Origin of the sequence: uncultured Pluralibacter sp. (genome assembly GCF_913775985.1) — a bacterium.
Classification (GTDB): domain Bacteria; phylum Pseudomonadota; class Gammaproteobacteria; order Enterobacterales; family Enterobacteriaceae; genus Pluralibacter.
In genome coordinates, this window is sequence record NZ_CAJYMB010000096.1 from 185,795 (window position 1) to 207,958 (window position 22,164).

Sequence of the window (22,164 nt, forward strand, 5' to 3'; positions counted from 1 at the left end):
AACGACGTTAATTGTCGCGCGCGCCGCCGCGTTGTCTTCCCCAAAACAGGAACCGTGCAATGTCCTCTTCCCACGCCGACGCCCTCCGGCAGGTGCTCTCCCGCCAGGACTGGCAGAACCCGTCCATTATTCAGGTTAACCGGCTTGCGGCGCACGCGCCGTTCTGCAGCTGGCGCGATGAGATGCAGGCCCGGGACGACGCGCCGTCTGACCGGCGCCTCTCCCTGGACGGCGAGTGGCAGTTTGCCTGGTTTGACTGCCCCGAGGCGGTACCGCCGGAGTGGCTGGTGCAGGATCTCCCGCAAAGCGCGCCGCTGGCGGTGCCGTCCAACTGGCAGATGGCGGGTTACGATGCGCCTATTTACACCAACGTCCGTTATCCCATCGACACCACGCCGCCGCGGGTGCCGGAAAATACCCCCACCGGCTGCTACGCCCGGACCTTTACCTTGCCGTCCGGCTGGCGCGAGGGCGGCCAGACGCGGATCCAGTTCGACGGAGTGAACGCCGCATTTCACCTGTTCTGCAACGGCCGCTGGCTGGGCTATTCCGAGGACAGCCGCCTGCCGGCGGAGTTTGACCTCGGCCCCGCGCTGCGCGAGGGCAGCAACCGCCTGTGCGTGATGGTGCTGCGCTGGTGCAGCGGCAGCTGGCTGGAGGATCAGGACATGTGGCGGATGAGCGGCATCTTTCGCCCGGTGTGGCTGCTGCACAAGCCCGCGGCGCGAATTGCCGATCTGACGGTAGCGGCGACGCTCGACGATCTCTGTCGCGACGGCACCCTCGACGCCTGCGTGCAGATTGAAGCCGACGCCGGGCGGCTCGGCGGCCTGCAGGTGGAGCTTTCCCTGTGGCTGGACGATACGCTGATTGTCCGCCAGCGCCGGGCCCCGGGGACGGCGGCTGTCGACGAGCGCGGCGGCTACGCCGATCGGGTGCTGTTCTCGCTACCCGTTACCGCACCGCAGCGCTGGAGCGCCGAGCAGCCGGTCTGCTACCGGACGGTGGCGGCGCTGTATGATGAGGCGGGCGCGCTGGTTGAGTGCGAAGCTGCCGACACCGGGTTTCGCCGGATTGAGATTAAAAATGGCCTGCTGCTGCTCAACGGCGAGCCGCTGCTGATCCGCGGCGTCAACCGCCACGAGCACCACCCGGAACGCGGTCAGGCGATTACGGAAGCGGACATGCTGCAGGACATCCTGCTGATGAAGCAGAACAACTTCAACGCCGTGCGCTGCTCGCACTATCCCAACAGCCCGCAGTGGTACCGGCTGTGCAGCCGCTACGGGCTGTACGTGGTGGACGAGGCGAACATCGAAACCCACGGCATGGTGCCGATGGGCCGCCTGAGCGACGATGCGGAGTGGTTCCCGGCCTACAGCGCCCGGGTTACGCGGATGGTGCAGTGCAACCGCAACCATCCGGCGATCATCATCTGGTCGCTGGGCAACGAGTCCGGGCACGGCGCCACCCACGACGCGCTCTGGCGCTGGGTGAAAAGCCGCGATCCCTCCCGTCCGGTGCAGTACGAGGGCGGCGGCGCCAATACCGCGGCCACCGACATCCTGTGTCCGATGTACGCCCGGGTCGATGACGATCAGCCGTTCCCGGCGGTGCCGAAATGGTCCATTAAAAAGTGGATCGGCCTGCCGGGGGAAAACCGGCCGCTGATCCTCTGTGAGTACGCCCATGCGATGGGCAACAGCCTGGGCGGCTTTGCGCGCTACTGGCAGGCCTTTCGCCAATATCCGCGCCTGCAGGGCGGCTTTATCTGGGACTGGGCCGATCAGGCGCTGCGCAAGCCGGCGGAAGACGGCAGTCCCGGCTGGGCCTACGGCGGCGACTTTGGCGATACGCCCAACGACCGCCAGTTCTGCCTCAACGGGCTGGTGACTGCCGACCGTATCCCGCATCCTTCCCTGTTTGAAGCAAAGCACGCCCAGCAGTTTTTCCGCTTTTCGCTGCTGGAGCAGCAGCCGCTGCGGGTGGCGGTCAGCAGCGAATACCTGTTCCGCGCCTGCGACAACGAGCGGCTTTACTGGCGGGTGGAGGCCGACGGCGAATGCCTGCTGCGCGGCGAGCTGGATCTTGCCCCCGGCCCGCAGGAAACGGTGGTGCTGACGCTGGCTGAGCGGCTTTCGCTGCGCGGCGGCGAGACGTATCTGATTCTGGAGGTGTGCCAGCCTGAGGCTACGCCCTGGTCCCCCGCCGGGCATCTGGCGGCCTGGCAGCAGTTCCCGCTGGCTGCCCCGCTGGCGATCGCTGAATCGCCGGTATTGCAGGGCGCGCCGCTGCTCGATACCGATACGCAGGGCTACCGCATCCGCGTCGGTGAACAGACGTGGTATATCGACAGGCGCAGCGGGCGGCTCACCGAATGGCGCGCGGGCGGCGAAAACTGCCTGCTGAGCCCGCCGGAGGATCGGTTCACCCGCGCGCCGCTGGATAACGATATCGGCATCAGCGAGGTGGAGCGCATCGATCCCAACGCCTGGGTTGAGCGCTGGAAGCACGCCGGACTCTATCAGCTCACCGCCAGCTGCCCGCGCTGCGAAGCTATTTGCAGCAGCGACCGGGTGGAGGTCACCAGCACCTTCCACCACGCGCGGCCCGGCGGCGAAGTGGTTATCGTCAGCCGCTGGCGGATGGTGTTTGACGGCAGCGGGCGGCTGCATATCGCCATCGACGGCGAGCGGGCGTCGCACCTTCCGCCGCTGGCGCGTATCGGTATCGCGATGCAGGTGGTGCCGGAGCCGGGCGATGTTGAATGGCTGGGACTTGGGCCGCATGAGAACTACCCGGACCGCTGCGCCAGCGCGCTGTTTTCACGCTGGCGGCAGCCGCCGGAGGCGATGTACACGCCCTACATTTTCCCCTCCGAGAATGGCCTGCGCTGCGATACCCGTGCGCTGCGATACGGCGGCTGGCAGGCCGACGGCCAGTTCCACTTCTCGCTGATGCCTTACGGCACCCGGCAGCTGATGGAGAAAGATCACTGGCACGCGATGCGTCCGGAAGCGGGCGTCTGGATCGCGCTCGACCACCGGCATATGGGGATCGGCGGCGATGATTCGTGGACGCCGAGCGTGGGCGCAGACTGGCTGCTGACGGAAACCCGGTGGTATTATCAGCTGACGCTGGGTTATGAAATTCAATAACGTGAGGAGGCTTAACATGCTGAAAAGACGCTATTTCGACAGCGGGCATGCCCGTTTTTACTCCCAAACCCTATCCGCGCGGCATACGGCCGCGCCAGAATGGGAGTATCAACATGGCAAGAACACGAGCACAGCGCCGGCATCACGCGCGGCGATTAAAGCGGGTAAGGCGTTGGTATAACAATGCCGGTGACGGCAGCCCGCGTGGCGTAGGCGCAGTATCGCGCACGCCCTGCCTCTGCAGCTGCTGGATGTGCGGCCACCCGCGCCGACATTTTGGCCCGGGAATGCAGGAGCTTCGCGCGGCGGCGCGAGCGGAAGAAGAGGTATGATCGTGCGGGCCCGCTTCTGGCGGGCCCGCTTTTTATTCCGCCTCCTGCACCGTGCTGCTGAACCGGTGCCGGTAGTCGCTGGGGGACACCCCGAGCCGCTTTTTAAAGGTCCGGCGCATCTGCTCCTGTGAACTGAATCCCGTCTCGAAGGCTATCTGCTTCAGGCCGTGGCGGGAGGTTTCCAGAAACTGGCGGGCCAGCTCAAGGCGCACGTTTTCAATAAACTGGCTGGGGGACTGGCCGGTCTGCTTTTTCAGAGTGCGCATAAAATTGCGCTCGCTCATGGCGAACAGCTCAGCCAGCCTGTGGATGCTGATATTTTCCTGCGGGTGCGCCAGTATCCATTCGCGGATCTTGGCCCCCAGCGGGTGCTCCTCTTCCTGGCTGAGCAGCAGAGCGCTGAACTGCGACTGGCCGCCCTGGCGCTTGAGGTACACCACCAGCTCCCGGGCGACGTTCAGGGCGATGTCCCGCCCGTAATCGTCCTCCACCAGCGACAGCGCCAGGTCAATTGAGGCGGTGACTCCCGCCGAGGTCCAGATATGGCCCTGGCGGATAAAAATGGCGTCGCTGTCGACCCGCACCGCCGGATAGCGTTGCTGGAGCTTATCGGCCACCCGCCAGTGGGTGGTGGCGCGCAGCCCGTCCAGCAGCCCGGCCTCGGCGAGGAAAAACGAGCCGGAGCACAGCGCAATCAGCGCCCGGCTGCGGGCGCCGCGCTCTATCAGCCAGCGGATGATTTCCGGGTTGTCCGCTACCGCGCGCTCTATATCCGGCGAGCCGAGAAACAGCACCCGCCCGCCGCAAATGCGCGGATCGTCAAGGGCTACCTCCGCCTGCAGGCTGATGTGGTTGTCGGACATCACCGGGCCGGGCGCGGCGGCGGCAAAAGAGACTTCATAGCCCGGCGGCCTGCCGGCGGCAATGAGCTGGGCGTTGGCGTAGTTAAAAACGCTGAGCGGCCCGGTGGCCTCCAGCAGTTTAAAGCCGGGATAAAGGACAATAGCGATCTGCGAGTCTGCCACGGGGTTACCTTTCCTGCGCAAATAAAAAAGTCCATCAGTAAGGGGAGTTACTGATGGACGTTGCGCGCGGGCAATCAGGCGAGCTGAAGGATTTTCTCTTTCAGGGATTTAGCCGCTGCTGCCGGATCTTTGGCGTTGTAAATGCCGCCGCCAACCACGGCGGTTTCAGCGCCGGAGGCGGCGACAATATCTACCGTATCGAGGGTGATCCCCCCGGCGACGGCGAACTTCACATCAGTGCCTTCGATAGTAGCAAGAAGCGCCGGCAGGGAGTAACCCTCCTGGGCCTGTTCGTCCAGCCCGGCGTGCAGCTCTACCGTCTCAACCCCGAGCTTCTGCAGCTCGACAATCCGCGCCAGGCGCTGCTTTGGCGGGACGCCAATCAGGTCAACCACTACCGATTTCCCTTTCTTTGCTGCAGCATTTACTGCCCCTGCAATGGTCTGATCCGCCGCCACCGCGAGGACGGAAACCGCATCGGCACCGGCATCAAAAGCCAGTTCGGCTTCCAGCGCGCCGGCATCCATGGTTTTTAAATCGGCGAATAAAAACTTATCCGGCCAGCTGGCCTTAATTTCCCGCAGCACGGACAGGCCTTCTATTTTGACCAGCGGCGTACCCACTTCAATAATATCGACCCACGGAGCGATATCGTTGAGCAGATTTTTAGCATCACGGGTGGAGAGCAGATCGAGTGCGACTTGTAGTTTCATTATTTACTCCATATTGGCATGTCTGGCCCACAGCGTTTCTGCGGGGAGGGCGCTCTGTTTCCACATCAGGTGGAACAGCGCGTCGAGAACAATCACGGTGGCCTGCTCGAATAGAGAGCCGGCGTACTGCACTGAAACGTTATTGTTATGCGCATCCTTAACGGCGGCGGGCAGCACGATTTGCTGCTGCGCGTATTCGGCCAGCGGCGTTTGTGGGCTGGTGGTGACGGCGAGTACCGAAGCGCCGGCGGCTCTGGCGGTCTTTACCGCATTCAGAATCATCGGGGTTCGCCCGGAGCCGGAAGCCACCAGCAGCACGTCGTTTTCGGCAATTGCCGGGCAGGTCACTTCGCCTACCGCGTGTACTGCCAGACCGAGATGCATAAAGCGCATTGCCGCCATTTTTACCGCCAGGCCGCTGCGCCCGGCGCCGAGAAAAAATAGCCGCCTGCCGTTGAGTAATACCGCAGAAAATTCGCTAAGCGCTTCGCCATCAATATTCGAGAACACGGTTCCCAGCTCTGAAAATAACGTGCTGAATACCTGCTGCGCCGCCTGCGGGGTTATTTTGTCCATCGGTAATATTCCTTCGCGCTGAATCAATGGGTGCAGACTAGCAGAGTGAAAATAGGGGCAAAAGGGGGCGGGGTGAGGCTGTCTGAATAAGGGGGATGGTTGTCCGATTATACCCGTCATCCTTCACGTTAAGCGGCTACTGACCGCGTGAAAGATGACGGATATACCGGCGGCAGGGTTTATTTTTCGGTGCGCCGGTACTCTTCCATCAGAGTGGCGACCAGCGCGGCGGCGGGCATTTCGCGGATCAGATTAATGCCCTGTCCGGCCCAGTGGGCGCCAAATCCGTCCTCGCCCTGGGCGCGGGCGGCGGCGGCCAGCGCTTTACCGGCGTCGTAGGCCAGCGGATAGGGCGGTACGGCGAGATCTGCCGCGCGGCGGGCGAAGCGGCAAAAATCGTTGTCGATACAGCGGGCGGGGCGTCCCGAAATCGCGGCGGTCATCCAGGTTGGGGTTTCACGCCGGGCGCGGATCGCGCGGCGGTAGCTCTCGTCGGCGGCGGATTCCGGGCACAGCAGAAAAGCGGTGCCCAGCTGCGCGCCGTCGGCACCCGCCGTCATCATGGCGCCGATTCCCGCGCCGTCCATGATCCCGCCGGCAGCGACCACCGGGATGGCGAGATGCCGCTTCAGCAGCTGCACCAGCGCCAGCGTCCCCGTCTGGTAATCCACCGCCTGCGGATCGAACATCCCGCGGTGGCCGCCCGCTTCAAAACCCTGAGCAATAATGACGTCGATGCCGCTGGCCTGAATTTGCCGGGCCTCCGCCAGGTTTGTCGCCGTGGCGGAAAGCAAAATGCCCTTCGCGCGCAGGGTGGCGATGGCCGCCGCGTCAGGCAGTCCGAAGTGAAAGCTGACGACCGCCGGCGCCTGCGCCAGCAGCATGTCGAGCATATCGCCGCTGCCGGAAAAGGGCGTGTAGATTTCAGCCAGCGCGCGGGGCGGCTCGGCGGCGAAGCGCGAAAACAGCGGGCGGCAAGCGGCAAGCCACGCCGATTCGACGGCATTATCCCGCGCCGGCGGCCGGTGGCAAAACAGATTGACGTTAAACGGCCGGGCGGTGAGCGCGCGGGTGCGCACGATACTCTGCTCCGCCTGCGCGACGCTGCTGGCCCCGAGGCCCAGAGAACCCAATCCGCCGGCGTTACTGACTGCGGCGGCGAGCTCAGGCGTGGAAACACCGGCCATCGGTGCCTGGATCAGAGGAAAATCAATGGCCAGCAGTTGCGTGAGAGAAAGGGACATATCAGGTTCCACCGGTGTGAATTTGAGAGGCCGAAAAGCGGGATATTGTCATAGCCGATGTGGGTCTATTTTAATGCCGCATACCGAGCCGCGTTTATTTCAGGAGATTTAATATGCGGTTAACTGGCTCTGCGGTCAAAAATTACTTTTAAGTAAGTATATAAATACGAGATTTAAGATCCCTTGTGTTATACCGATCACAGTTCTTACCAAATGTAATAGAGTATGTTTGCAAGCGAAATGAATAGTGATATGTTTTCGTCACTCAATACAGGATTGTTACTGTCTGACAGGCAAAACCTAAGTATTTCGCGGCCTTAACCGGTGCGAAGTGCTTAGGTTTTTTTTTGCCCTAAGAGCTTGTAACCTGGCTGAAAGTCGCCTTATTATCGTTATAACGTTATTTTTATATTTGTGGGTATTTATTACCACGGACGGCGGCTGTGTTGAACAAGTTTAGAATAACTATTATCTACCGCGACCTGACCTCTTAAATACTCAATCACGGGTTATTACGATGAAGATAAATATAAAAATGCATGCCGCGCTGTGCCTCAGTACCCTGCTGGTCACGCCGTTCACCGTCTTCGCCGCCGACGCGCAGGACGCGCAGGAGTGGGACAATAAGATGCTGGGTTTTGAAGGCCCGCCGGATCCGCTGCTCGGCGAGATGCTGGGGATCCGCAAGATCCTTAACGACAACGGATTCACTTACAATCTCGGCTATTTAAACCAGTTCGCGTGGAACGGCGGGGGCGGATACAACCACGACTCCCACGTGGCCTATATCGATCAGTTTTCGCTGACCTTTAATCAGGATCTGGAGCGCTGGACCGGCATTCCCGACGCGCGCATTGAGGGCAACATCGTCAACCGCAACCACGACGATAACCTGACGACCCGGCGGGTGCAGGACGATCGCACCAACTTCAACGATCTGACCCAGGAGAGCTGGGGTGGCGGTTCGGTCACGCGTCTCGGCTGGCTGACATTCGCCCGCAGCTTTGCCGATCGCCGCCTTACCTGGCGGGTGGGGATGATGAACAAAGTCCAGACCTTCGACCAGATCATCCCCTGCGATTTCCAGATGATCTCCCAGTGCGGCGGTAAATCGGCCAACTCCTTTACCTGGAACAACTGGAACATGCACACCTGGGGCTCGGTGTTTGAATACAAAGTCACCCCGGTCGTCACCCTCAAAGGCGGGATCATGGAGCAAAACCCGAAAGCCACCACCCGCAATCACGCCTGGAGCTGGTCTACCCGCGGCAGTAAAGGGATGCTGCTGCCGGTGGAAATTGAGGCGCGGCCGATGATTAATGGCCTGCCGGGCATCTACAACCTCGGTGTTATCTTTACCAACGCGCCGCAGACCGATCTGTACCGCGGTAAGTCTGGCGGTCCCGGCGTGGACGATCCGGACGGCTACGCGCACCACAACCGCACCTGGTTCTTATACAGCGGCTTCAACCAGCAAATTACGCGCCACAGAGACGATCCGCTGCGCGGGCTCAGCACTTCGTTCAGCATGAGCCTGTCGGATCAGCGCAGTAACTACGTTCACTCGGAATTTGCGGGAACCCTGCGCTACCGCGGCCTGTTCGACGCCCGTCCGGAAGACTGGATCGGCTTCGGCATGACCTATATCGACATGAGCAACCACTACGCCCGCAACCAGCAGGCGCAAAACGATCTCAGCGGCATCACCGACTACAGCAATCCCGGCTACCGGCCGGTTCCGGGGCACTCCATCAACGGCGAGTTCTACTATCGTTTCCGGCCGGTGAAGTGGCTGGAGCTGCAGCCGGGCCTCCAGTACTGGCACCATCCTGGCGGTATCTCCCGCACCCAGGATGCGTGGGTGACGACGCTGAAAACCGTTGTCAGCTTCTGATTGACCGCTCAGCCCGGCGGCGGCGGCAAAGCCGATCGCCGTCACGTTTTCTCGCGCCGCACATTGAGGCCGGGAGCGAAACTGATACAGTGCCCGATCTGGATTGTTACTGCGCGAGCAGGCAAAACCTGATTTTCCGGCGCTTGCCGGAGGTCAGGTTTTTTTGTTTCTGGGGTGCCGATGAAAATCGCCAAAGTACTCAACAATAATGTGGTGGTGGTTCAGGATCGCAGCGGCCGCGAGCAGGTGGTGATGGGCCGCGGGCTGGCCTTTCAAAAGCGCGCCGGCGACGATCTCGACAGTGAGAAAATCGAAAAGGTCTTTGCGCTGCAAAGCGACGTGCTGATACAGCGGCTCGGCGAGCTGCTGAGCCAGATCCCGCTGGAAGTGATGACCACCTGCGATCGCATCATCGCCCTGGCCACTGAACGGCTGGGCAAGCTGCAGGAGAGCCTGTACATCACCCTGACTGACCACTGCAACTTTGCCATTGAGCGCCAGCAGAAGGGGCTGTCGATTAAAAATGTGCTGCTGTGGGAGACGCGGCGGCTCTATCCAAAAGAGTTTGCGCTGGGGCAGGAGGCGCGGGCGATCATCGCCCGGCGGCTGGGGGTCGAGCTGCCGGAAGACGAAGCCGGATTCATAGCCCTGCACCTGGTGACCGCCCAGCTCAACAGCGAAATGCCGGAAGTGATGCACGTCACCCGGGTGATGCAGGAGATCCTGCAGCTGGTGAAATACCAGCTGCGGCTGGAGTATGACGAGGAGAGCCTCAGCTACCAGCGCTTCGTTACACACCTGAAGTTTTTTGCCCAGCGGATGCTCACCCGCAGCGTCGTGCAGGACGACGATGCCGAACTCCACTCGGCGGTGCGGGATAACTACGCCAAAGCCTGGACCTGCGCCGAGAAAGTGGCTCGCCACCTGCACAAAAGCTACCGCTGCGAACTGACCACTGAAGAGATTATGTTCCTCGCTATCCACATCGAGCGGGTGAGAAAAGATGACCGTCTGACGCCGCTCTCCGGGGGGCAGGCGGATAAAGACAAAGTATAAATCGCCCCTTCGGGCACGTAGTTAAAACACACTCTCCGGATTGTTACTGCATTTAGCAGGCAAAACCTGAGCGCGATGGCCAAAGCGTCATTGCTCTCGGGTTTTTTTGTTTTTTTAACTCAGTCGATGACGCGCCGCGGCGCGCCTCAGGAAGGAAACTACAATGGAATATCAAGCTTTAGCCCAGGATATTCTCGCCCGCGTGGGCGGCAAAGAGAATATTGTCAGCCTGGTTCACTGCGCCACCCGGCTGCGCTTCAAACTTAAAAACGACAGCAAAGCCGATGCCGAAGGGCTGAAAAAGAATCCCGGCGTCATTATGGTGGTCGAGAGCGGTGGCCAGTTTCAGGTGGTCATCGGCAATCACGTCCACGATGTCTGGCAGGCAGTATCCCGCGAGGCGGGTATGAGCGAGTCGGCCGCGGCAGGCGCCGACGAGAGCGGGAAGAAAACCACGCTGCTCGGGCAGCTTATTGATATTGTCTCGGCCATTTTCACCCCGCTGGTGGGGCTGCTGGCGGCCTCCGGGATCATGAAAGGGCTGCTCGCCCTCGCGCTGGTCTGCGGCTGGCTCAGCCCGCAGAGCGGCACCTACCAAATCTGGTTTGCCGCCGGCGACGCGCTGTTCTACTTCTTCCCGCTGGTACTCGGCTACACCGCCGGCGCTAAATTTGGCGGCAACCCGTTTATCACCATGATGATCGGCGGCGCGCTGGTGCATCCGCTGATGCTGGAAGCCTTTAACGCCAGCCAGCAGGCCGGGGCGGTGGCCCAGTCCTTCTTCGGTATTCCCGTTATCTGGTTTAACTACAGCTCGTCGGTTATTCCGATTGTGCTGGCGGCGTGGGTCAGCTGCTGGCTGGAGAAGCGCAGCGCGCGCCTGCTGCCGGCGTCAGTGAAGAACTTTTTTACCCCATTTATTTGCCTCGCCGTCACCGTTCCGCTGACCTTCCTGCTGATTGGCCCCGCCGCTACCTGGCTTAGCCAGCTACTGGCCAACGGCTACCAGTGGATTTACGCCCTGGCGCCGTGGCTTGCGGGCGCGGCAATGGGCGCGCTGTGGCAGGTGTGCGTGATTTTCGGCCTGCACTGGGGGCTGGTGCCGCTGATGATCAATAACCTCGCGGTGCTCGGCCATGACTCGATGCTGCCGATGGTGCTGCCCGCGGTGATGGGGCAGGTGGGCGCGGTGGCGGCCATTGCCGTGCGCAGCCGCGATCTGCGCCAGAAAATGCTGGCCGGCACCTCGGTGACCGCGGGGATCTTCGGTATCACCGAACCGGCGGTCTACGGCATTAACCTGCCGCTGCGCCGGCCGTTTATCTTCGGCTGCGTGGGCGGGGCCGTCGGCGGCGCGATCGTCGGCCTCAGCAACACACACGTTTACTCCCCGGGATTTGCCAACGTCTTTACCCTGGCCCAGATGATCCCGTCCGGCGGCGTGGACGCCACGCTGTGGGGCGGGATCGCCGGTACGCTGGTGGGGCTGGCGCTGAGTTTTGTGCTGACGCTGGTGGCGGGGATGCCCACCCGCAGCGATGCCGAGTCCGTCGGGCTGGCAGTGAATGAATATGACGTGCTGGCGCCGATGAGCGGCACAGTGCTGCCGCTGGATAAAGTGCCCGATACAACTTTCGCCAGCGGGCTGCTGGGGCAGGGCGTGGCGATTATTCCCGCCGGAAACACCGTCCACGCGCCCTTTGCCGGCGAGGTTTCATCGCTGTTCCAGACCAAGCACGCCATCGGGCTGCTGAGCGACAGCGGCATCGAGGTGCTCATCCACGTCGGGATTGACACCGTTAAGCTCGGCGGCGCGCCCTTTACCGCCCACGTGCAGCCTGGAGATAAAGTCCGCCCCGGGGATCTGCTGGTGGAGTTTGACCAGCAGGCGATTCTCGACGCCGGCTACGATCTGGCTACGCCGGTGATTATCACCAACAGTGAAAACTATCGCGAAATCATCACGGAAGCAGGCAGCAGCGTCGAGACCGGCATGCCGCTGCTGAGCCTCAGCGCGCAGCCCGCGGTGGCCATCCCTGGTTAAGCAACGCAATCCACGTCAGCAGGCCCTGCCCGTCACGCGCGGCAGGGCTAATCAGCTCTTTTTATAACAGCAATCTACTCTTTTAGTATTAATGATAATAAGAATTGTCTTGATAGTCATTATCATTTGCATGTATCCTTGCGCAACCAAATAGCACGTTGCGCAACAAACTGCATCGTCAGTAAAAAATCAATTTTTCCGCTCTGAATTATTTTTATGGATATTTATGCGTAAAAGGGATCGCCGCTTCATCTATTTAATAGCCGCCTGCGGGCTGCTATTAACAGCCTGCCAAAGCCGCCAGTCTGCTATCTCAAATATGGCCTTACCGGAATGTCAGTGCATACGGGAAACCGCGACAAATAAAATGTTGTTCCCCGATCAGCTTATTTCCCGGCTGGCTAATGCGCCGCTGGTCATTATTGGTGAGGAACATACCCGCCCGGAACATCATCAGGTCGAAACGTGGCTGCTGCAGCATTTAAACCGCAGCCGCCCGCAGGGGAGCGTGCTGATGGAGATGATTGACAGCAGCCAGCAGGCGGCGGTCAATCGGGTAAAAGCGGAGAGCCTCTCCGGCACAGTCGTCAGCGCCTCCCGCGCGGCGGAAGCGCTACGCTGGAACAGCGGCTGGCCGTGGCCCCTTTACCGCGATGTGGTGATGACTGCCCTGCAGGCGCGCTATCCGCTGCTGGCGGCCAATATCAGTCGCCAGCAGACGGCGGCGCTCTACCAGCACCCCGTATTCCCTCAGGGAGAGCACTCATCCTCGCCGCAGGTGCATAAAGCGCTGTCAGCCATTATCTACCTGATGCACGGCGGCCAGATCGAAGGCGAGCAGATGACGTCTATGCTGGCTATCCAGCAGCAGCGGGATCGCTTTATGGCGACCCAGCTGATTGGCGCCCCGCGCCCGGCGCTGCTTATTGCCGGCGGCTATCACGCGGCGAAAGATATCGGCGTTCCCCTGCACGTGGCAGATTTAGGCGCCAGCGCGCCGGTAGTGGTGATATTGACCGGAGAAGGTACCACCCTCACGCCGCTGCAGGCCGACTATCAGTGGGCGATGCCCCAGTAAAAGAGCGATGGATATGAATGCGCAATACACACTGCCCCGCTTCCAACCCCTTGGCGGGGCGGCGATCAGCGTGCTGCTGCACCTGGCGGTGGCGCTTCCTTTTTTTATACACGCCACCCGGACCCCGCCGATATCTATCCCGGCAGCGGTGATGCTGGAATATGCTCCGGATTTTCAGGTCTCGGTCATTCAGCCCGCGCTGCCGCCCGGCGTTACCCAGCAGCGCAGCGTTGAAGCCATGACTGAGCAAGAGACGACGCAGCAAAAAGAGACGCCGAAAGTCATGGAAAAAGAGGATGCCGAGGTGACGCTGGCCGCGGCGAAAGAGAGTCATCAAAAGAAAAAGACAACCCAGGTGAAGAAAAAAGCGCGGCGGGAACAGCGGGAGGAGCGGGGTAATTCAAACGTCAACAGCCGCGCGGCGCCGCCGGTGCAGGCCGTACAGGCGCAGCGGACGGCGGCTCCGCTGGATACTGACGCGGCGCAGGCCAGCAGCCAGCAGGTTAGCTGGGAAGCGCTGGTTAAGGGAAAAATCAACAAGATGCGCAACTATCCGCAGGACGCCCGCAGGCGCAGGCGCAGCGGAACCGTTATCCTTACTTTCAGCGTTGACGCCAGCGGCAATCTGCTCGGTGAGAAGCTGCTGGCCTCCTCAGGAACCATGTCACTCGACCGGGCGGCGATGCAGGCCCTGAACAATGCCCGGCCGCTGCCGCCGCCGCCGTCGGTAATATTAAAAGGTGGGATACACCGCGTGACGCTACCGGTGGAATTTGAATTATCACAAAATCGGTAATGCAATAATATTTTTAGACGCGGAAATAATGAAATTTTCGCGGCAGCACGTTCGTTTATTTCCATAGGCAAACCGCGCAGGCTGCGGGCGTATTATTACGTCTGCCGTTTATTCTCGCCGATACGGTGTCGGTATGTCCTGCTTTTAATTTGAATAACAGAGCTGTGAAGCTGAATAACTATTCGCAGAAATAGCATTCGTGAGCACATTTTTTATTTTTATTAATCCAGGTGAAAAGTAACAATGAATGCATCAACCCTCTATACGTGCCTGCTGACCGGGACGCTATTAGCCCACGGCCAGGCCATTGCCGCCGAGGAAGATAATACCGGGGAATCTGTTTTCTCACCGGTAACGGTGACCGACAGCGCCGAAAGTGACCGCGCGCCGGTGGGCTCTTCTTTAGAGACTTATACCCGGCCGGGGGCGTACAGCTCGCGAACGCTGAATAAGAATTTGCAGAGCCTGGATCAATCCTTGCGCAGCATGGCGGGCACCTATACCCAGATCGATCCTTTGCAGGGTGCGGTCAGCGTCAATATTCGCGGGATGAGCGGACTGGGGCGGGTGAACACGATGGTAGACGGCGTCACCCAAACCTTTTTCGGGATGGCCCCGGCGGATTATCACGGCGGTGCCAATAACGCCTCCGGCGTGCTTATCGACCCGAATTTCCTTGCGGAGGTCGATGTTACCCGCGGCAGCAGTGCCGGTTCTCAGGGGGTTAACGCCCTGGCCGGCAGCGCCAATATGCGGACTATCGGCGTTGACGATCTGGTTAAAGAGGGCCGCAGCGTTGGTGCGCTGTCGCGCTTCTCGGTGGGTAATAACGGACTCGGACGTACCGGAATGATTGCCGTCGCGGGTAAAACGGCGCCGTTTGCCAACGGCGGCAGCCTCGGTGGGCTGGTGGGCATCAGCGGCAGCCGCACCTACGCCACTTATGAAAACGGTGCCGGCACCGATAGCCGCGAGTTTTTGGGTCGGGACGCCGAATTTATGCGCCAGGAGCCGCAGTCCCAGCTCTACAAGCTCAATGTTAATCCCGATCAGTACAACAAGCTGGAGTTCTCCGGGCGCAACTACCGCAACAGCTTTACCCGGCGGCACATCACCAGCGACGACTACGCCCTGCACTACAACTATGCGCCGCTCAACGAGCTGGTAGAGCTGAACGTGCTGGCAAGCACCAGCCGGGGCAATCAAAACTACCAGCCCGACTCGCTGCCCGATGCCATGAACGCCTCGCTGACCAATAAATCCAACGCGCTGGATATCAGCAACGCCAGCCGTTTCACGATGCCGGGAGATATTTTTACCGTCTTTCAGCTGGGTGGCAAAGTAATGAATACCCGCTATTCGCGGCGCTTCACCCGGGGCAGCGACAGCGAAAGCACCGCCTTTGCCCCCGCCGGCAGGCAGAATATCGCCTCGCTATACTCCGGCCTGACGCTGGATAAAGACATTTATGAGCTGGCGCTCAACCTGAATTACACCCACAGCAAAGTAAAAGGGCGCAAGCCCGCCTGCGATGACGACCAGCAGTGCTTTCCGCAGGGGGCGACAAACCTCAATCTGAAAGACCGCGCGCTGAATCCTTCCGCTACGCTCTCCGCTCAGGTCACCCCGTGGTTTCAGCCGTACGTAAGCTGGAGCCGTTCGTCGCGCGCGCCGAACGTGCAGGAGGTGTTCTTCGCCAATGAAGGCGGTGCGTCGATGAATCCGTTCCTCAAGCCGGAAAAAGCCAGCACCTGGGAGACCGGCTTTAATATTGTTCGCGAAGGGCTGCTGACGGAAAAAGACAGTTTCCACATGAAGGCGCTGACTTACCGCACCCGCATTAAGGATTACATCACCAGCGAAACCTTTTTCATGTGCAACAGCATGCTTTGCCAGGATCTGGACGGCGCGTCCGACAGCTTTAACGCCAGCATTTATGTGAATACGCCGTCAACGGTAACCAGCAAAGGCTACGAAGTTGAAGCGGGCTACGATGCCGGATTTGCTTTTATGAACCTGTCATGGAGCAAGCAGCACACCGATCAGCCCACCTCGGTGGCGAGTTCAATCTCCACCTTTGGCTACGGCGACATTAGCGATCTGCCTAAAACCTACGCGACGCTGGACGTAGGCGGGCGCCTTTTTAATCAAAAGCTGACCCTGGGCAGCCTGGTGAAATTCACCGGTAAATCGAAGCGCATTACGGCGGAAGAGCTCAACGACGATCAGAGCATCCCGAAAGAAAAAATGCCCGACATTCCTACTATCGTCGATCTCTACAGCAGCTATGAAGTGACCGATAACGTGACGCTGCGGCTCAGCGTGCAGAACGTGGCGAACCGCAACTATGCCGATGCCCTTAACCGCATGAATCAGATCCTCGATTATGACCGGCAGGGATCGACCACCAGCACCACCGCCCGCGGCCGTACCTGGGTCTTCGGCGGCGAAATTAAATTCTGATTTTCGTTACTGGGTTAACTTTTCACATCAGGAGTTGCTATGTTTTCTTGTCGATTTACCGCCCTGTCCGGCGCGTTGCTGATTACCAGTTTGCTGGCTGGAGAAGCGTTTGCTATCGATCCGCCGCCGCGTGAACCTTCGCGCTTTGCCCTCAGAACTAACTACCTTGAAGAGGCCAATGAAGGCATTTACGAGCTGGCGTTTGATGCCGGAGACAATACGCTTTTTGCGGCAGTCACCGATCGCGTCAACCGTGAGGCCAATAAAGGCTATCTGTACGCTTTCGACCCCGCGTCGCTGAAAATAACCCACAAGTACCCGCTGCCATGGCGGGCATTCTCTCTCGCGCTCAACCCGCAGCAGCACCGGCTGTACGTGGGACATACCCAGTCGGCCACGCTGCGCATCAGCCTGGTTGACCCGCGCAGCGGCGCGCTAATTAAATCCAGCGACAGGCTCAGTTTTAACACGCCCAATGCGGCGGATGCCCGTTTTGAGCACCTGCGCCATATGGTCTACAGCCCGGCCGCCGGGACGCTGTTTGTCAGCTACAGCAATATGAGGAAAGGCGCAGACGGCATGCAGCCAGTACACAAGCTGCTGATGCTCGACGGCGAGACGCTGGCCCTTAAGGGAGAGGTGGAGAATGCCTACAAAGGCACGGCCTACGGCCTGACAATCGAAGAAAAAACGCAGAAAATTTACGTCGGCGGCAAAGATTACGTTAACGAAATTGATGCGAAAACCCGGCGCCTGACGCGCACCATTACCCTCAAGGACGTGAAGCCGGAAATCACCAGCCTGCAGAATCTGCGGGTGGACGCGGCGTCAGGCAGGATCTTCGCGGTGGTTTTCGATCATCAGGATCGCCGCGGTCTGAACGACGGTCTGTACATCTTCGATCTGCACAGCGGCAGGCAGCTGGGCTACGTGCGTACCGGCGCGGGGGCCAACGCGGTGGCCTATAACCCAAAACATCAGGAACTGTACGTTAACAACTTCACGCAAGGTACCGTCAGCGTGGTGGATGCTCGCCGCTACGTGGTAACCCACACCTTCTCCGCCCCGGTTTATCCAAATCAGATGGCGCTGTCGGCGGACGGCGAGGCGCTGTATGTCGGCGTAAAAGAGGGATTTAACCGCGACTGGGATCCGGATGTGTTTGTCGAGGGGGCAAAAGAGCGCGTGCTGCGGATCGATCTCGATAAGTCGTAGCCGCGTTGCTAAAACAAAAGGCGCTCCCGCCTGAGCCGGAGCGCCTTTGCCTGTACCGCTGCCGTTAGTTGCCGCGGTAGGTTGAGTAGCCGTACTGGCTCAGCAGCAGCGGAATATGCAGCTTTTCGTTGGTGCTGGAGACGGTGTACAGCACCGGGATCTCCGGGAAGAAGGTTTTCAGCTTCTGTTGGCTAAAGTAGTCGCCGGTTTTGAAGGTGACTCGGTACACCCCCGGCTCCATGTCTTTGTCCTGCGGATAGAGCGACTTAATGCGTCCGTTTTGATCCGTTTTGCCTTCCGCCAGCGTCGTCCACTGGCCCTGCTGCTGCTTCTCCAGCGTTACCGCAACGTCCGGAGACGGCACGCCGGTTTGCTGGTTGAGGATATGCACGCTCAGCGTGCCCTCCGGCGCGGCAAGGGCGGCAGCGGAGGTGAGGGCCAGAGCAGGTAACAGCAGCAGAGCGGAGATCTTTTTCATTGTGTATTCCCTTCGGTGAGTGATGGTAAAAAACTAGCACTCTTTTTGCGGGATAGAGTTAAATTTTCCGTGATAACTCTTTTGTCTCAGGGCGTTACTCCTCTCCCGCTTTATCCTCGTCGCCGTAAAAAAGCCGGCCGATGCGGATGATATCGCGCCCCTGCGCCTTGCGGTGCAGGTTGGAGTCCCGCAGCGAATAGACGCAGCCGCAGTACTCCTGCTGGTAAAAGCGCTCGCGCTTGCTTATCTCAATCATCCGCGACGCGCCGCCCTGCTTGCGCCAGTTGTAGTCCCAGTAAACCAGCCCCGGATAGGGCCGCGCGGCGCGAATACCGCAGTCGGTTATCTGCTGCATATTCTTCCAGCGCGAGATCCCAAGCGAGCTGCTGATCGCGCCAAAGCCGTGCTCGTGGGCGTACAGCGCCGTGCGCTCAAAGCGCATATCAAAACACATGGTGCAGCGAATGCCGCGCTCCGGCTCGTGCTCCATGCCTTTCGCCCGGGCGAACCAGTTATCGGTATCGTAATCGGCGTCGATAAACGGCACGCCGTGCTGCTGCGCAAAGCGAATATTCTCCTCTTTGCGGATCAGGTACTCCTTCTGCGGATGAATATTCGGGTTGTAGAAGAAGATGGTGTAATCAATTCCCGAGGCCTGAATTGCCTCCATCACTTCCCCGGAGCAGGGGGCGCAGCAGGAGTGCAGCAGGAGCTTGCTGGCACCGTTGGGCAGTTCGAGCTGCGGGCGTTTAAAGTCGGTCATGGCAAAAGTCACCGTGGCGTGAGCGAATAAGTGCCAATATTAACACTTCAGTCACAAACTGGCACCGCCGGGTTAGCGGATGGCTACCCAGCGCCATCCCAGCAGGACGGTGGCGGCGATAATCGTGGCAAAAGCCGCCGCGTGGGATACCAGATCCCACACCTGCAGGTGTACCGGATGGCAAAACGACAGCAGGGTAACCGCCATACAGCCGACGCCGCTTCCGGCGGTCGCCAGACTGCGCAGCGGCGTCAGGCTGCGGGTTTTTCGCAGCCACGCGATAACCAGCGCCGCCATCGGCACGCTGACGGTGACCATAAAGGTGTAGCAGCGGGGTTCGCTTCCGGCAGCGTGCTGCGGAGCGTGGCCGAGGCTGAACAGCAGCGTGACGCCCCACATCAGCAGCAGCGGGGCGAATGCCCGCCAGCCGAGCGGGCGGCGTCCGGCGATGCTCATAATAAAGGCGTTGCGCACCGCCAGCAGGCCGGTAATAAACGCCAGCCCCAGCTGTAGCGCGGCCAGCGTTACCCCGGCCTGAGTCCAGTCGGTGCTTTCGCGCGGCACCAGCAGGCCGAAAAGCGCGCCGCAGGGCAGGGCGAAAAGCGTCCACAACAGCACTCGCCGGTCCACGCCCGGCGGGCGGCGAACCGGCCGGGCCGAGCGGCCTAACGCTTCAATTAATGCATTATGACGGGTCATTATTGGCTCCTGAACGGCGAAGTGCGCCGAGCGCCCGGTAAAGCAGCGACTTCACCGCGGAAACGGTCAGGTTGTTTTCCCGGGCTGCTTCGGCGAGGGTCATCTCCTGCAGATGAACGTGCTCGACGATTTGCCGCTGGCGATCGGGCAGGCGGCTCAGGTGCTGCATCAGCTCTTCCTGCGCCTCCTGTTGAACGAAAGGCGAAGGGGCGGCCACCTGCGCAGCCTCAAGTGTCGTAACATCGTCGGACACCTCCCGCCGCCAGCGCCGCCCGCGGCTGCGCAACGCATCCACCGCTCTGGCGTTGGCGATAGCCACCAGCCAGGGCATAAACGGACACGCCGGATCGTAGGTGTGGCGGATGCGGTGCAGGGTCAGCAGGACATCCTGGATCGTATCTTCCACCAGATCCGCTCCGCTAATCTGCCGGCTAACGATCGTGCGGATCGTCGGCACCAGCGCGCGCAGCAGCCGGGTATAGGCTTCCCTGTCCCCGGCCTGGGCGCGGGCCATCGAGGCCGGCCACGCCTCTTTCGGCAGGCGGTCGTCAGCCATGCCGGTTCTGAGGTTGAATCACGCCTTTTTCCCCGCGGCCTTATCCAGCGCGTTAACCACGATAGCGGGCGTCAGCACCTGGGGCAGCACCTGCGGCTTGCCGCCGTCGGCGGGATAGACCATGTACAGCGGCAGCCCGCCCTGGCCAAACTGGCCGAGCGCGTCGTCGATATCGGCGTTAAATTTGGTGGAGTCCGCCACCATGTACAGCGTGCCGGTGCGCGCCATCGCCGTTTTCACCGCATCGGTAGAGAGCGAGGTTTTATCGTTAACCTGGCAGGTAATACACCAGGAGGCGGTGAAGTTAACAAAAATAGCCTGTCCTTTACCCCGGTGCTCCGCCACCGCCTGCGGTGACCAGACCAGCGGTGCAGATTCAGCACCAGCGCGGGCCGTTTCCGGCGCGCCGCCGGGCTTCATGACGGCGGGAAGCGGTGCCAGCACGGCGATAAGCAGCAGCGCAACGGCGGCGTACTGTAGCTGGTAGCCGCGCCCCGCCATCTGCCGCCGCTGGGCGATGCCGTACAGCCAGGCGGCAAAGCCCAGCGCCACCGACCCCGCCAGCAGCGTGCCGAGCGCCGCGGTGCCCGCCTGCTGCGCCAGCACCCATACCAGCCAGGCGTAAGCGCCAAACATCGGAAACGCCAGCGCGCACTTGACGGTGTTCATCCACGCGCCGGGGCGCGGCAGCCGTTTGGCCAGCGCGGGGAACAGCGATACCAGCGTAAAGGGCGCGGCAAAGCCGAGGGCCAGGAAGAAGAAGATCGCCAGCGCCGCCGCGGGCGGCTGCACCAGCGCGTAGCCAATAGCGCTGGCCATAAACGGCGCAGAGCAGGGAGTGGCGACAATAATCGCCAGCGCCCCGGTCAGGGCCGATCGCAGAAACTCGCCGCGGCCGACGTTAATTTCACCGGCGCGCTGCAGGGAGAGGCCTACCTCAAAGACGCCGAGCAGGTTGAGGGCCGCGCCGAGGATCACCAGCGCCAGCAGGGAGATCACCAGCGGCGACTGGAGCTGGAAGCCCCAGCCTACCGCGCTGCCGCCGGCGCGCACCGCCAGCAGAACGCCGGCCAGCACCATCATAGTCACCAGCGTGCCGAGCAGAAACGCCAGCCCTTCCCGGCGCGCGCCGGGGGCGCTGCCGTCGTGGCGGATAAGCCCCAGCGCCTTCAGCGAGATAATGGGAAACACGCAGGGCATTACGTTCAGGATAATGCCGCCCAAAAAGGCGGCGAACAGTGCGGTTAGCATGGTTTTATCCGCCTCAGGAGTGCGACTCGGCGTACTGTTTGACGGCGGCCATTGATTTCTGAATGTGCTCGTCCGGGTTGCGGTCGGTGTAGCTCATCAGAATCTTGCCGTCCGGCGCGATGACAAACGAGGTGCGGTCAGAAACGGTTTTGCCGTTCATCTGCATCTGAGTCTGATACTCCCCGGCCACTTTGGCACCCGGATCGGCGGCGACGGCGAACTTATTGCGGCACTCTACCTGCGAGAACTTGCCTACCTGATCGATGTTGCCGGCGGTCACGCCTACCACGGTTGCCCCCAGCTTATTGAACTGGTCGGTGGCCTCCGCAAAATCGTGTGCCTCAAGCGTGCAGCCTTTGGTGAATGCCGCCGGGAAGAAGTAGAGCACAACCGGCCCTTTTTTCAGCGCCTGCTGCAGGGAAAAATCCATCGGCTTGCCGCCCAGCGCGGCTTTCAGAGTGAAGTCCGGCGCGGCAGCGCCCTTTTCCAGCGCGGCATTGGCGGTGAAAGTGGCAGTAAGCAGCGCGGCGGCGCAGAACAGCGAGAGGCGATGTTTCATCAGGAAGCTCCGGTAGAAAAAGAGTGGGTTGTCATAAGAGAGTTCGTTCGGGTGCTAAGGAAAGTTTCGCTGCTGCGAAAATTCTTGCCACTTCATTTTTCTGATTCAGGGGCAGGGGAGGAAATTGCCGGACGGGCAGAACGCCGCCCGGCGAAACCTGCATCTGCGTGGCGCCAAGCGTCGCGCCATTGTGTTCAGGGTATTGGAGTGCTGCGGGGTCAACAGCCCATCGTGGCTATGGCCGTACCCTGCATCCCGTGTCTA

General features: G+C 60.7%; 19 protein-coding genes. 9 read left to right on the forward strand and 10 right to left on the reverse strand.

The window, feature by feature from the left end:
• Window positions 1–59: 59 nt before the first annotated feature.
• Both QZ766_RS11695 and QZ766_RS11700 read left to right on the forward strand, forming a co-directional pair.
• The gene (locus QZ766_RS11695) at window positions 60–3,158 is read left to right on the forward strand and encodes a beta-galactosidase (RefSeq protein WP_297202032.1); all 3,099 of its coding nucleotides are present in this window, start codon (window positions 60–62) and stop codon (window positions 3,156–3,158) included.
• Window positions 3,159–3,174: 16 nt separating this feature from the next.
• The gene (locus QZ766_RS11700; protein WP_297202035.1) at window positions 3,175–3,339 is read left to right on the forward strand and encodes a hypothetical protein; all 165 of its coding nucleotides are present in this window, start codon (window positions 3,175–3,177) and stop codon (window positions 3,337–3,339) included.
• Between the two features lie 183 nt (window positions 3,340–3,522).
• Here QZ766_RS11700 and QZ766_RS11705 read toward each other — a convergent pair whose 3' ends face one another.
• From QZ766_RS11705 to QZ766_RS11720, 4 genes are all read right to left on the reverse strand, one after another.
• Entirely contained in the window at window positions 3,523–4,515 is a 993-nt protein-coding gene (locus QZ766_RS11705; RefSeq protein ID WP_297202037.1) for a GlxA family transcriptional regulator, read from the reverse strand.
• Window positions 4,516–4,589: 74 nt separating this feature from the next.
• Entirely contained in the window at window positions 4,590–5,228 is a 639-nt protein-coding gene (gene hxlA / locus QZ766_RS11710) for a 3-hexulose-6-phosphate synthase (protein WP_297202041.1), read from the reverse strand.
• Window positions 5,229–5,231: 3 nt separating this feature from the next.
• Window positions 5,232–5,804: a 6-phospho-3-hexuloisomerase gene (gene hxlB / locus QZ766_RS11715; protein WP_297202043.1), complete on the reverse strand. Its 573-nt coding sequence runs from the start codon at window positions 5,802–5,804 to the stop codon at window positions 5,232–5,234.
• Window positions 5,805–5,983: 179 nt separating this feature from the next.
• Window positions 5,984–7,060 carry a nitronate monooxygenase gene (locus tag QZ766_RS11720; protein ID WP_366509411.1) on the reverse strand — a complete coding sequence of 359 codons (1,077 nt, stop codon included), beginning with the start codon at window positions 7,058–7,060 and terminating at the stop codon, window positions 5,984–5,986.
• Window positions 7,061–7,676: 616 nt separating this feature from the next.
• Here QZ766_RS11720 and QZ766_RS11725 point away from each other — a divergent pair.
• The 7 genes from QZ766_RS11725 to QZ766_RS11755 all read left to right on the forward strand — a co-directional run bounded on the left by QZ766_RS11725 (window position 7,677) and on the right by QZ766_RS11755 (window position 17,594).
• Entirely contained in the window at window positions 7,677–8,942 is a 1,266-nt protein-coding gene (locus QZ766_RS11725) for a carbohydrate porin (protein ID WP_297202324.1), read from the forward strand.
• A 180-nt stretch (window positions 8,943–9,122) separates the two neighbouring features.
• Window positions 9,123–9,998 (forward strand): BglG family transcription antiterminator LicT, encoded by an 876-nt coding sequence (gene licT, locus QZ766_RS11730; RefSeq protein WP_297202049.1) that lies wholly within the window; start codon window positions 9,123–9,125, stop codon window positions 9,996–9,998.
• A gap of 163 nt (window positions 9,999–10,161) precedes the next feature.
• The gene (bglF, locus tag QZ766_RS11735) at window positions 10,162–12,042 is read left to right on the forward strand and encodes a PTS beta-glucoside transporter subunit IIABC (RefSeq protein ID WP_297202052.1); all 1,881 of its coding nucleotides are present in this window, start codon (window positions 10,162–10,164) and stop codon (window positions 12,040–12,042) included.
• A 367-nt stretch (window positions 12,043–12,409) separates the two neighbouring features.
• Window positions 12,410–13,120, forward strand: a complete 711-nt coding sequence (locus QZ766_RS11740) for a ChaN family lipoprotein (protein WP_297202055.1) — start codon at window positions 12,410–12,412, stop codon at window positions 13,118–13,120.
• A gap of 13 nt (window positions 13,121–13,133) precedes the next feature.
• Window positions 13,134–13,916, forward strand: coding sequence for an energy transducer TonB (locus QZ766_RS11745; RefSeq protein WP_297202058.1), 783 nt, complete (start codon window positions 13,134–13,136; stop codon window positions 13,914–13,916).
• 243 nt (window positions 13,917–14,159) lie between these two features.
• Complete coding sequence (locus QZ766_RS11750; protein WP_297202061.1) at window positions 14,160–16,379, forward strand: TonB-dependent receptor; 2,220 nt, start codon at window positions 14,160–14,162, stop codon at window positions 16,377–16,379.
• Between the two features lie 39 nt (window positions 16,380–16,418).
• Entirely contained in the window at window positions 16,419–17,594 is a 1,176-nt protein-coding gene (locus tag QZ766_RS11755) for a TieB (protein WP_297202063.1), read from the forward strand.
• A 64-nt stretch (window positions 17,595–17,658) separates the two neighbouring features.
• On the opposite strand, the gene uraH is transcribed toward QZ766_RS11755, so the two are convergent.
• The 6 genes from uraH to QZ766_RS11785 all read right to left on the reverse strand — a co-directional run bounded on the left by uraH (window position 17,659) and on the right by QZ766_RS11785 (window position 21,900).
• Entirely contained in the window at window positions 17,659–18,072 is a 414-nt protein-coding gene (gene uraH / locus QZ766_RS11760) for a hydroxyisourate hydrolase (RefSeq protein ID WP_297202066.1), read from the reverse strand.
• Between the two features lie 94 nt (window positions 18,073–18,166).
• Complete coding sequence (locus tag QZ766_RS11765) at window positions 18,167–18,835, reverse strand: epoxyqueuosine reductase QueH (RefSeq protein WP_297202070.1); 669 nt, start codon at window positions 18,833–18,835, stop codon at window positions 18,167–18,169.
• Window positions 18,836–18,907: 72 nt separating this feature from the next.
• Window positions 18,908–19,534, reverse strand: coding sequence for a DUF1109 domain-containing protein (locus tag QZ766_RS11770; protein WP_297202073.1), 627 nt, complete (start codon window positions 19,532–19,534; stop codon window positions 18,908–18,910).
• Window positions 19,521–20,090 carry a sigma-70 family RNA polymerase sigma factor gene (locus QZ766_RS11775; protein ID WP_297202077.1) on the reverse strand — a complete coding sequence of 190 codons (570 nt, stop codon included), beginning with the start codon at window positions 20,088–20,090 and terminating at the stop codon, window positions 19,521–19,523. Before QZ766_RS11775 ends, QZ766_RS11770 begins: the two co-directional genes overlap by 14 nt.
• A gap of 18 nt (window positions 20,091–20,108) precedes the next feature.
• Window positions 20,109–21,341: a thioredoxin family protein gene (locus QZ766_RS11780; protein WP_297202080.1), complete on the reverse strand. Its 1,233-nt coding sequence runs from the start codon at window positions 21,339–21,341 to the stop codon at window positions 20,109–20,111.
• Window positions 21,342–21,354: 13 nt separating this feature from the next.
• Complete coding sequence (locus tag QZ766_RS11785; RefSeq protein WP_297202083.1) at window positions 21,355–21,900, reverse strand: peroxiredoxin; 546 nt, start codon at window positions 21,898–21,900, stop codon at window positions 21,355–21,357.
• Window positions 21,901–22,164: the final 264 nt, after the last annotated feature.

What these genes read in the sequence shown, in the direction of transcription:
- QZ766_RS11695 (WP_297202032.1), top strand. Translation starts at nt 60, where the DNA reads ATGTCCTCTTCCCACGCCGACGCCCTCCGGCAGGTGCTCTCCCGCCAG.
- QZ766_RS11700 (WP_297202035.1), top strand. Translation starts at nt 3,175, where the DNA reads ATGCTGAAAAGACGCTATTTCGACAGCGGGCATGCCCGTTTTTACTCC.
- hxlA (WP_297202041.1), bottom strand. Translation starts at nt 5,228, where the DNA reads ATGAAACTACAAGTCGCACTCGATCTGCTCTCCACCCGTGATGCTAAA.
- hxlB (WP_297202043.1), bottom strand. Translation starts at nt 5,804, where the DNA reads ATGGACAAAATAACCCCGCAGGCGGCGCAGCAGGTATTCAGCACGTTA.
- QZ766_RS11725 (WP_297202324.1), top strand. Translation starts at nt 7,677, where the DNA reads ATGCTGGGTTTTGAAGGCCCGCCGGATCCGCTGCTCGGCGAGATGCTG.
- licT (WP_297202049.1), top strand. Translation starts at nt 9,123, where the DNA reads ATGAAAATCGCCAAAGTACTCAACAATAATGTGGTGGTGGTTCAGGAT.
- bglF (WP_297202052.1), top strand. Translation starts at nt 10,162, where the DNA reads ATGGAATATCAAGCTTTAGCCCAGGATATTCTCGCCCGCGTGGGCGGC.
- QZ766_RS11740 (WP_297202055.1), top strand. Translation starts at nt 12,410, where the DNA reads ATGTTGTTCCCCGATCAGCTTATTTCCCGGCTGGCTAATGCGCCGCTG.
- QZ766_RS11745 (WP_297202058.1), top strand. Translation starts at nt 13,134, where the DNA reads ATGAATGCGCAATACACACTGCCCCGCTTCCAACCCCTTGGCGGGGCG.
- QZ766_RS11750 (WP_297202061.1), top strand. Translation starts at nt 14,160, where the DNA reads ATGAATGCATCAACCCTCTATACGTGCCTGCTGACCGGGACGCTATTA.
- QZ766_RS11755 (WP_297202063.1), top strand. Translation starts at nt 16,419, where the DNA reads ATGTTTTCTTGTCGATTTACCGCCCTGTCCGGCGCGTTGCTGATTACC.
- uraH (WP_297202066.1), bottom strand. Translation starts at nt 18,072, where the DNA reads ATGAAAAAGATCTCCGCTCTGCTGCTGTTACCTGCTCTGGCCCTCACC.
- QZ766_RS11765 (WP_297202070.1), bottom strand. Translation starts at nt 18,835, where the DNA reads ATGACCGACTTTAAACGCCCGCAGCTCGAACTGCCCAACGGTGCCAGC.
- QZ766_RS11770 (WP_297202073.1), bottom strand. Translation starts at nt 19,534, where the DNA reads ATGACCCGTCATAATGCATTAATTGAAGCGTTAGGCCGCTCGGCCCGG.
- QZ766_RS11775 (WP_297202077.1), bottom strand. Translation starts at nt 20,090, where the DNA reads ATGGCTGACGACCGCCTGCCGAAAGAGGCGTGGCCGGCCTCGATGGCC.
- QZ766_RS11780 (WP_297202080.1), bottom strand. Translation starts at nt 21,341, where the DNA reads ATGCTAACCGCACTGTTCGCCGCCTTTTTGGGCGGCATTATCCTGAAC.
- QZ766_RS11785 (WP_297202083.1), bottom strand. Translation starts at nt 21,900, where the DNA reads ATGAAACATCGCCTCTCGCTGTTCTGCGCCGCCGCGCTGCTTACTGCC.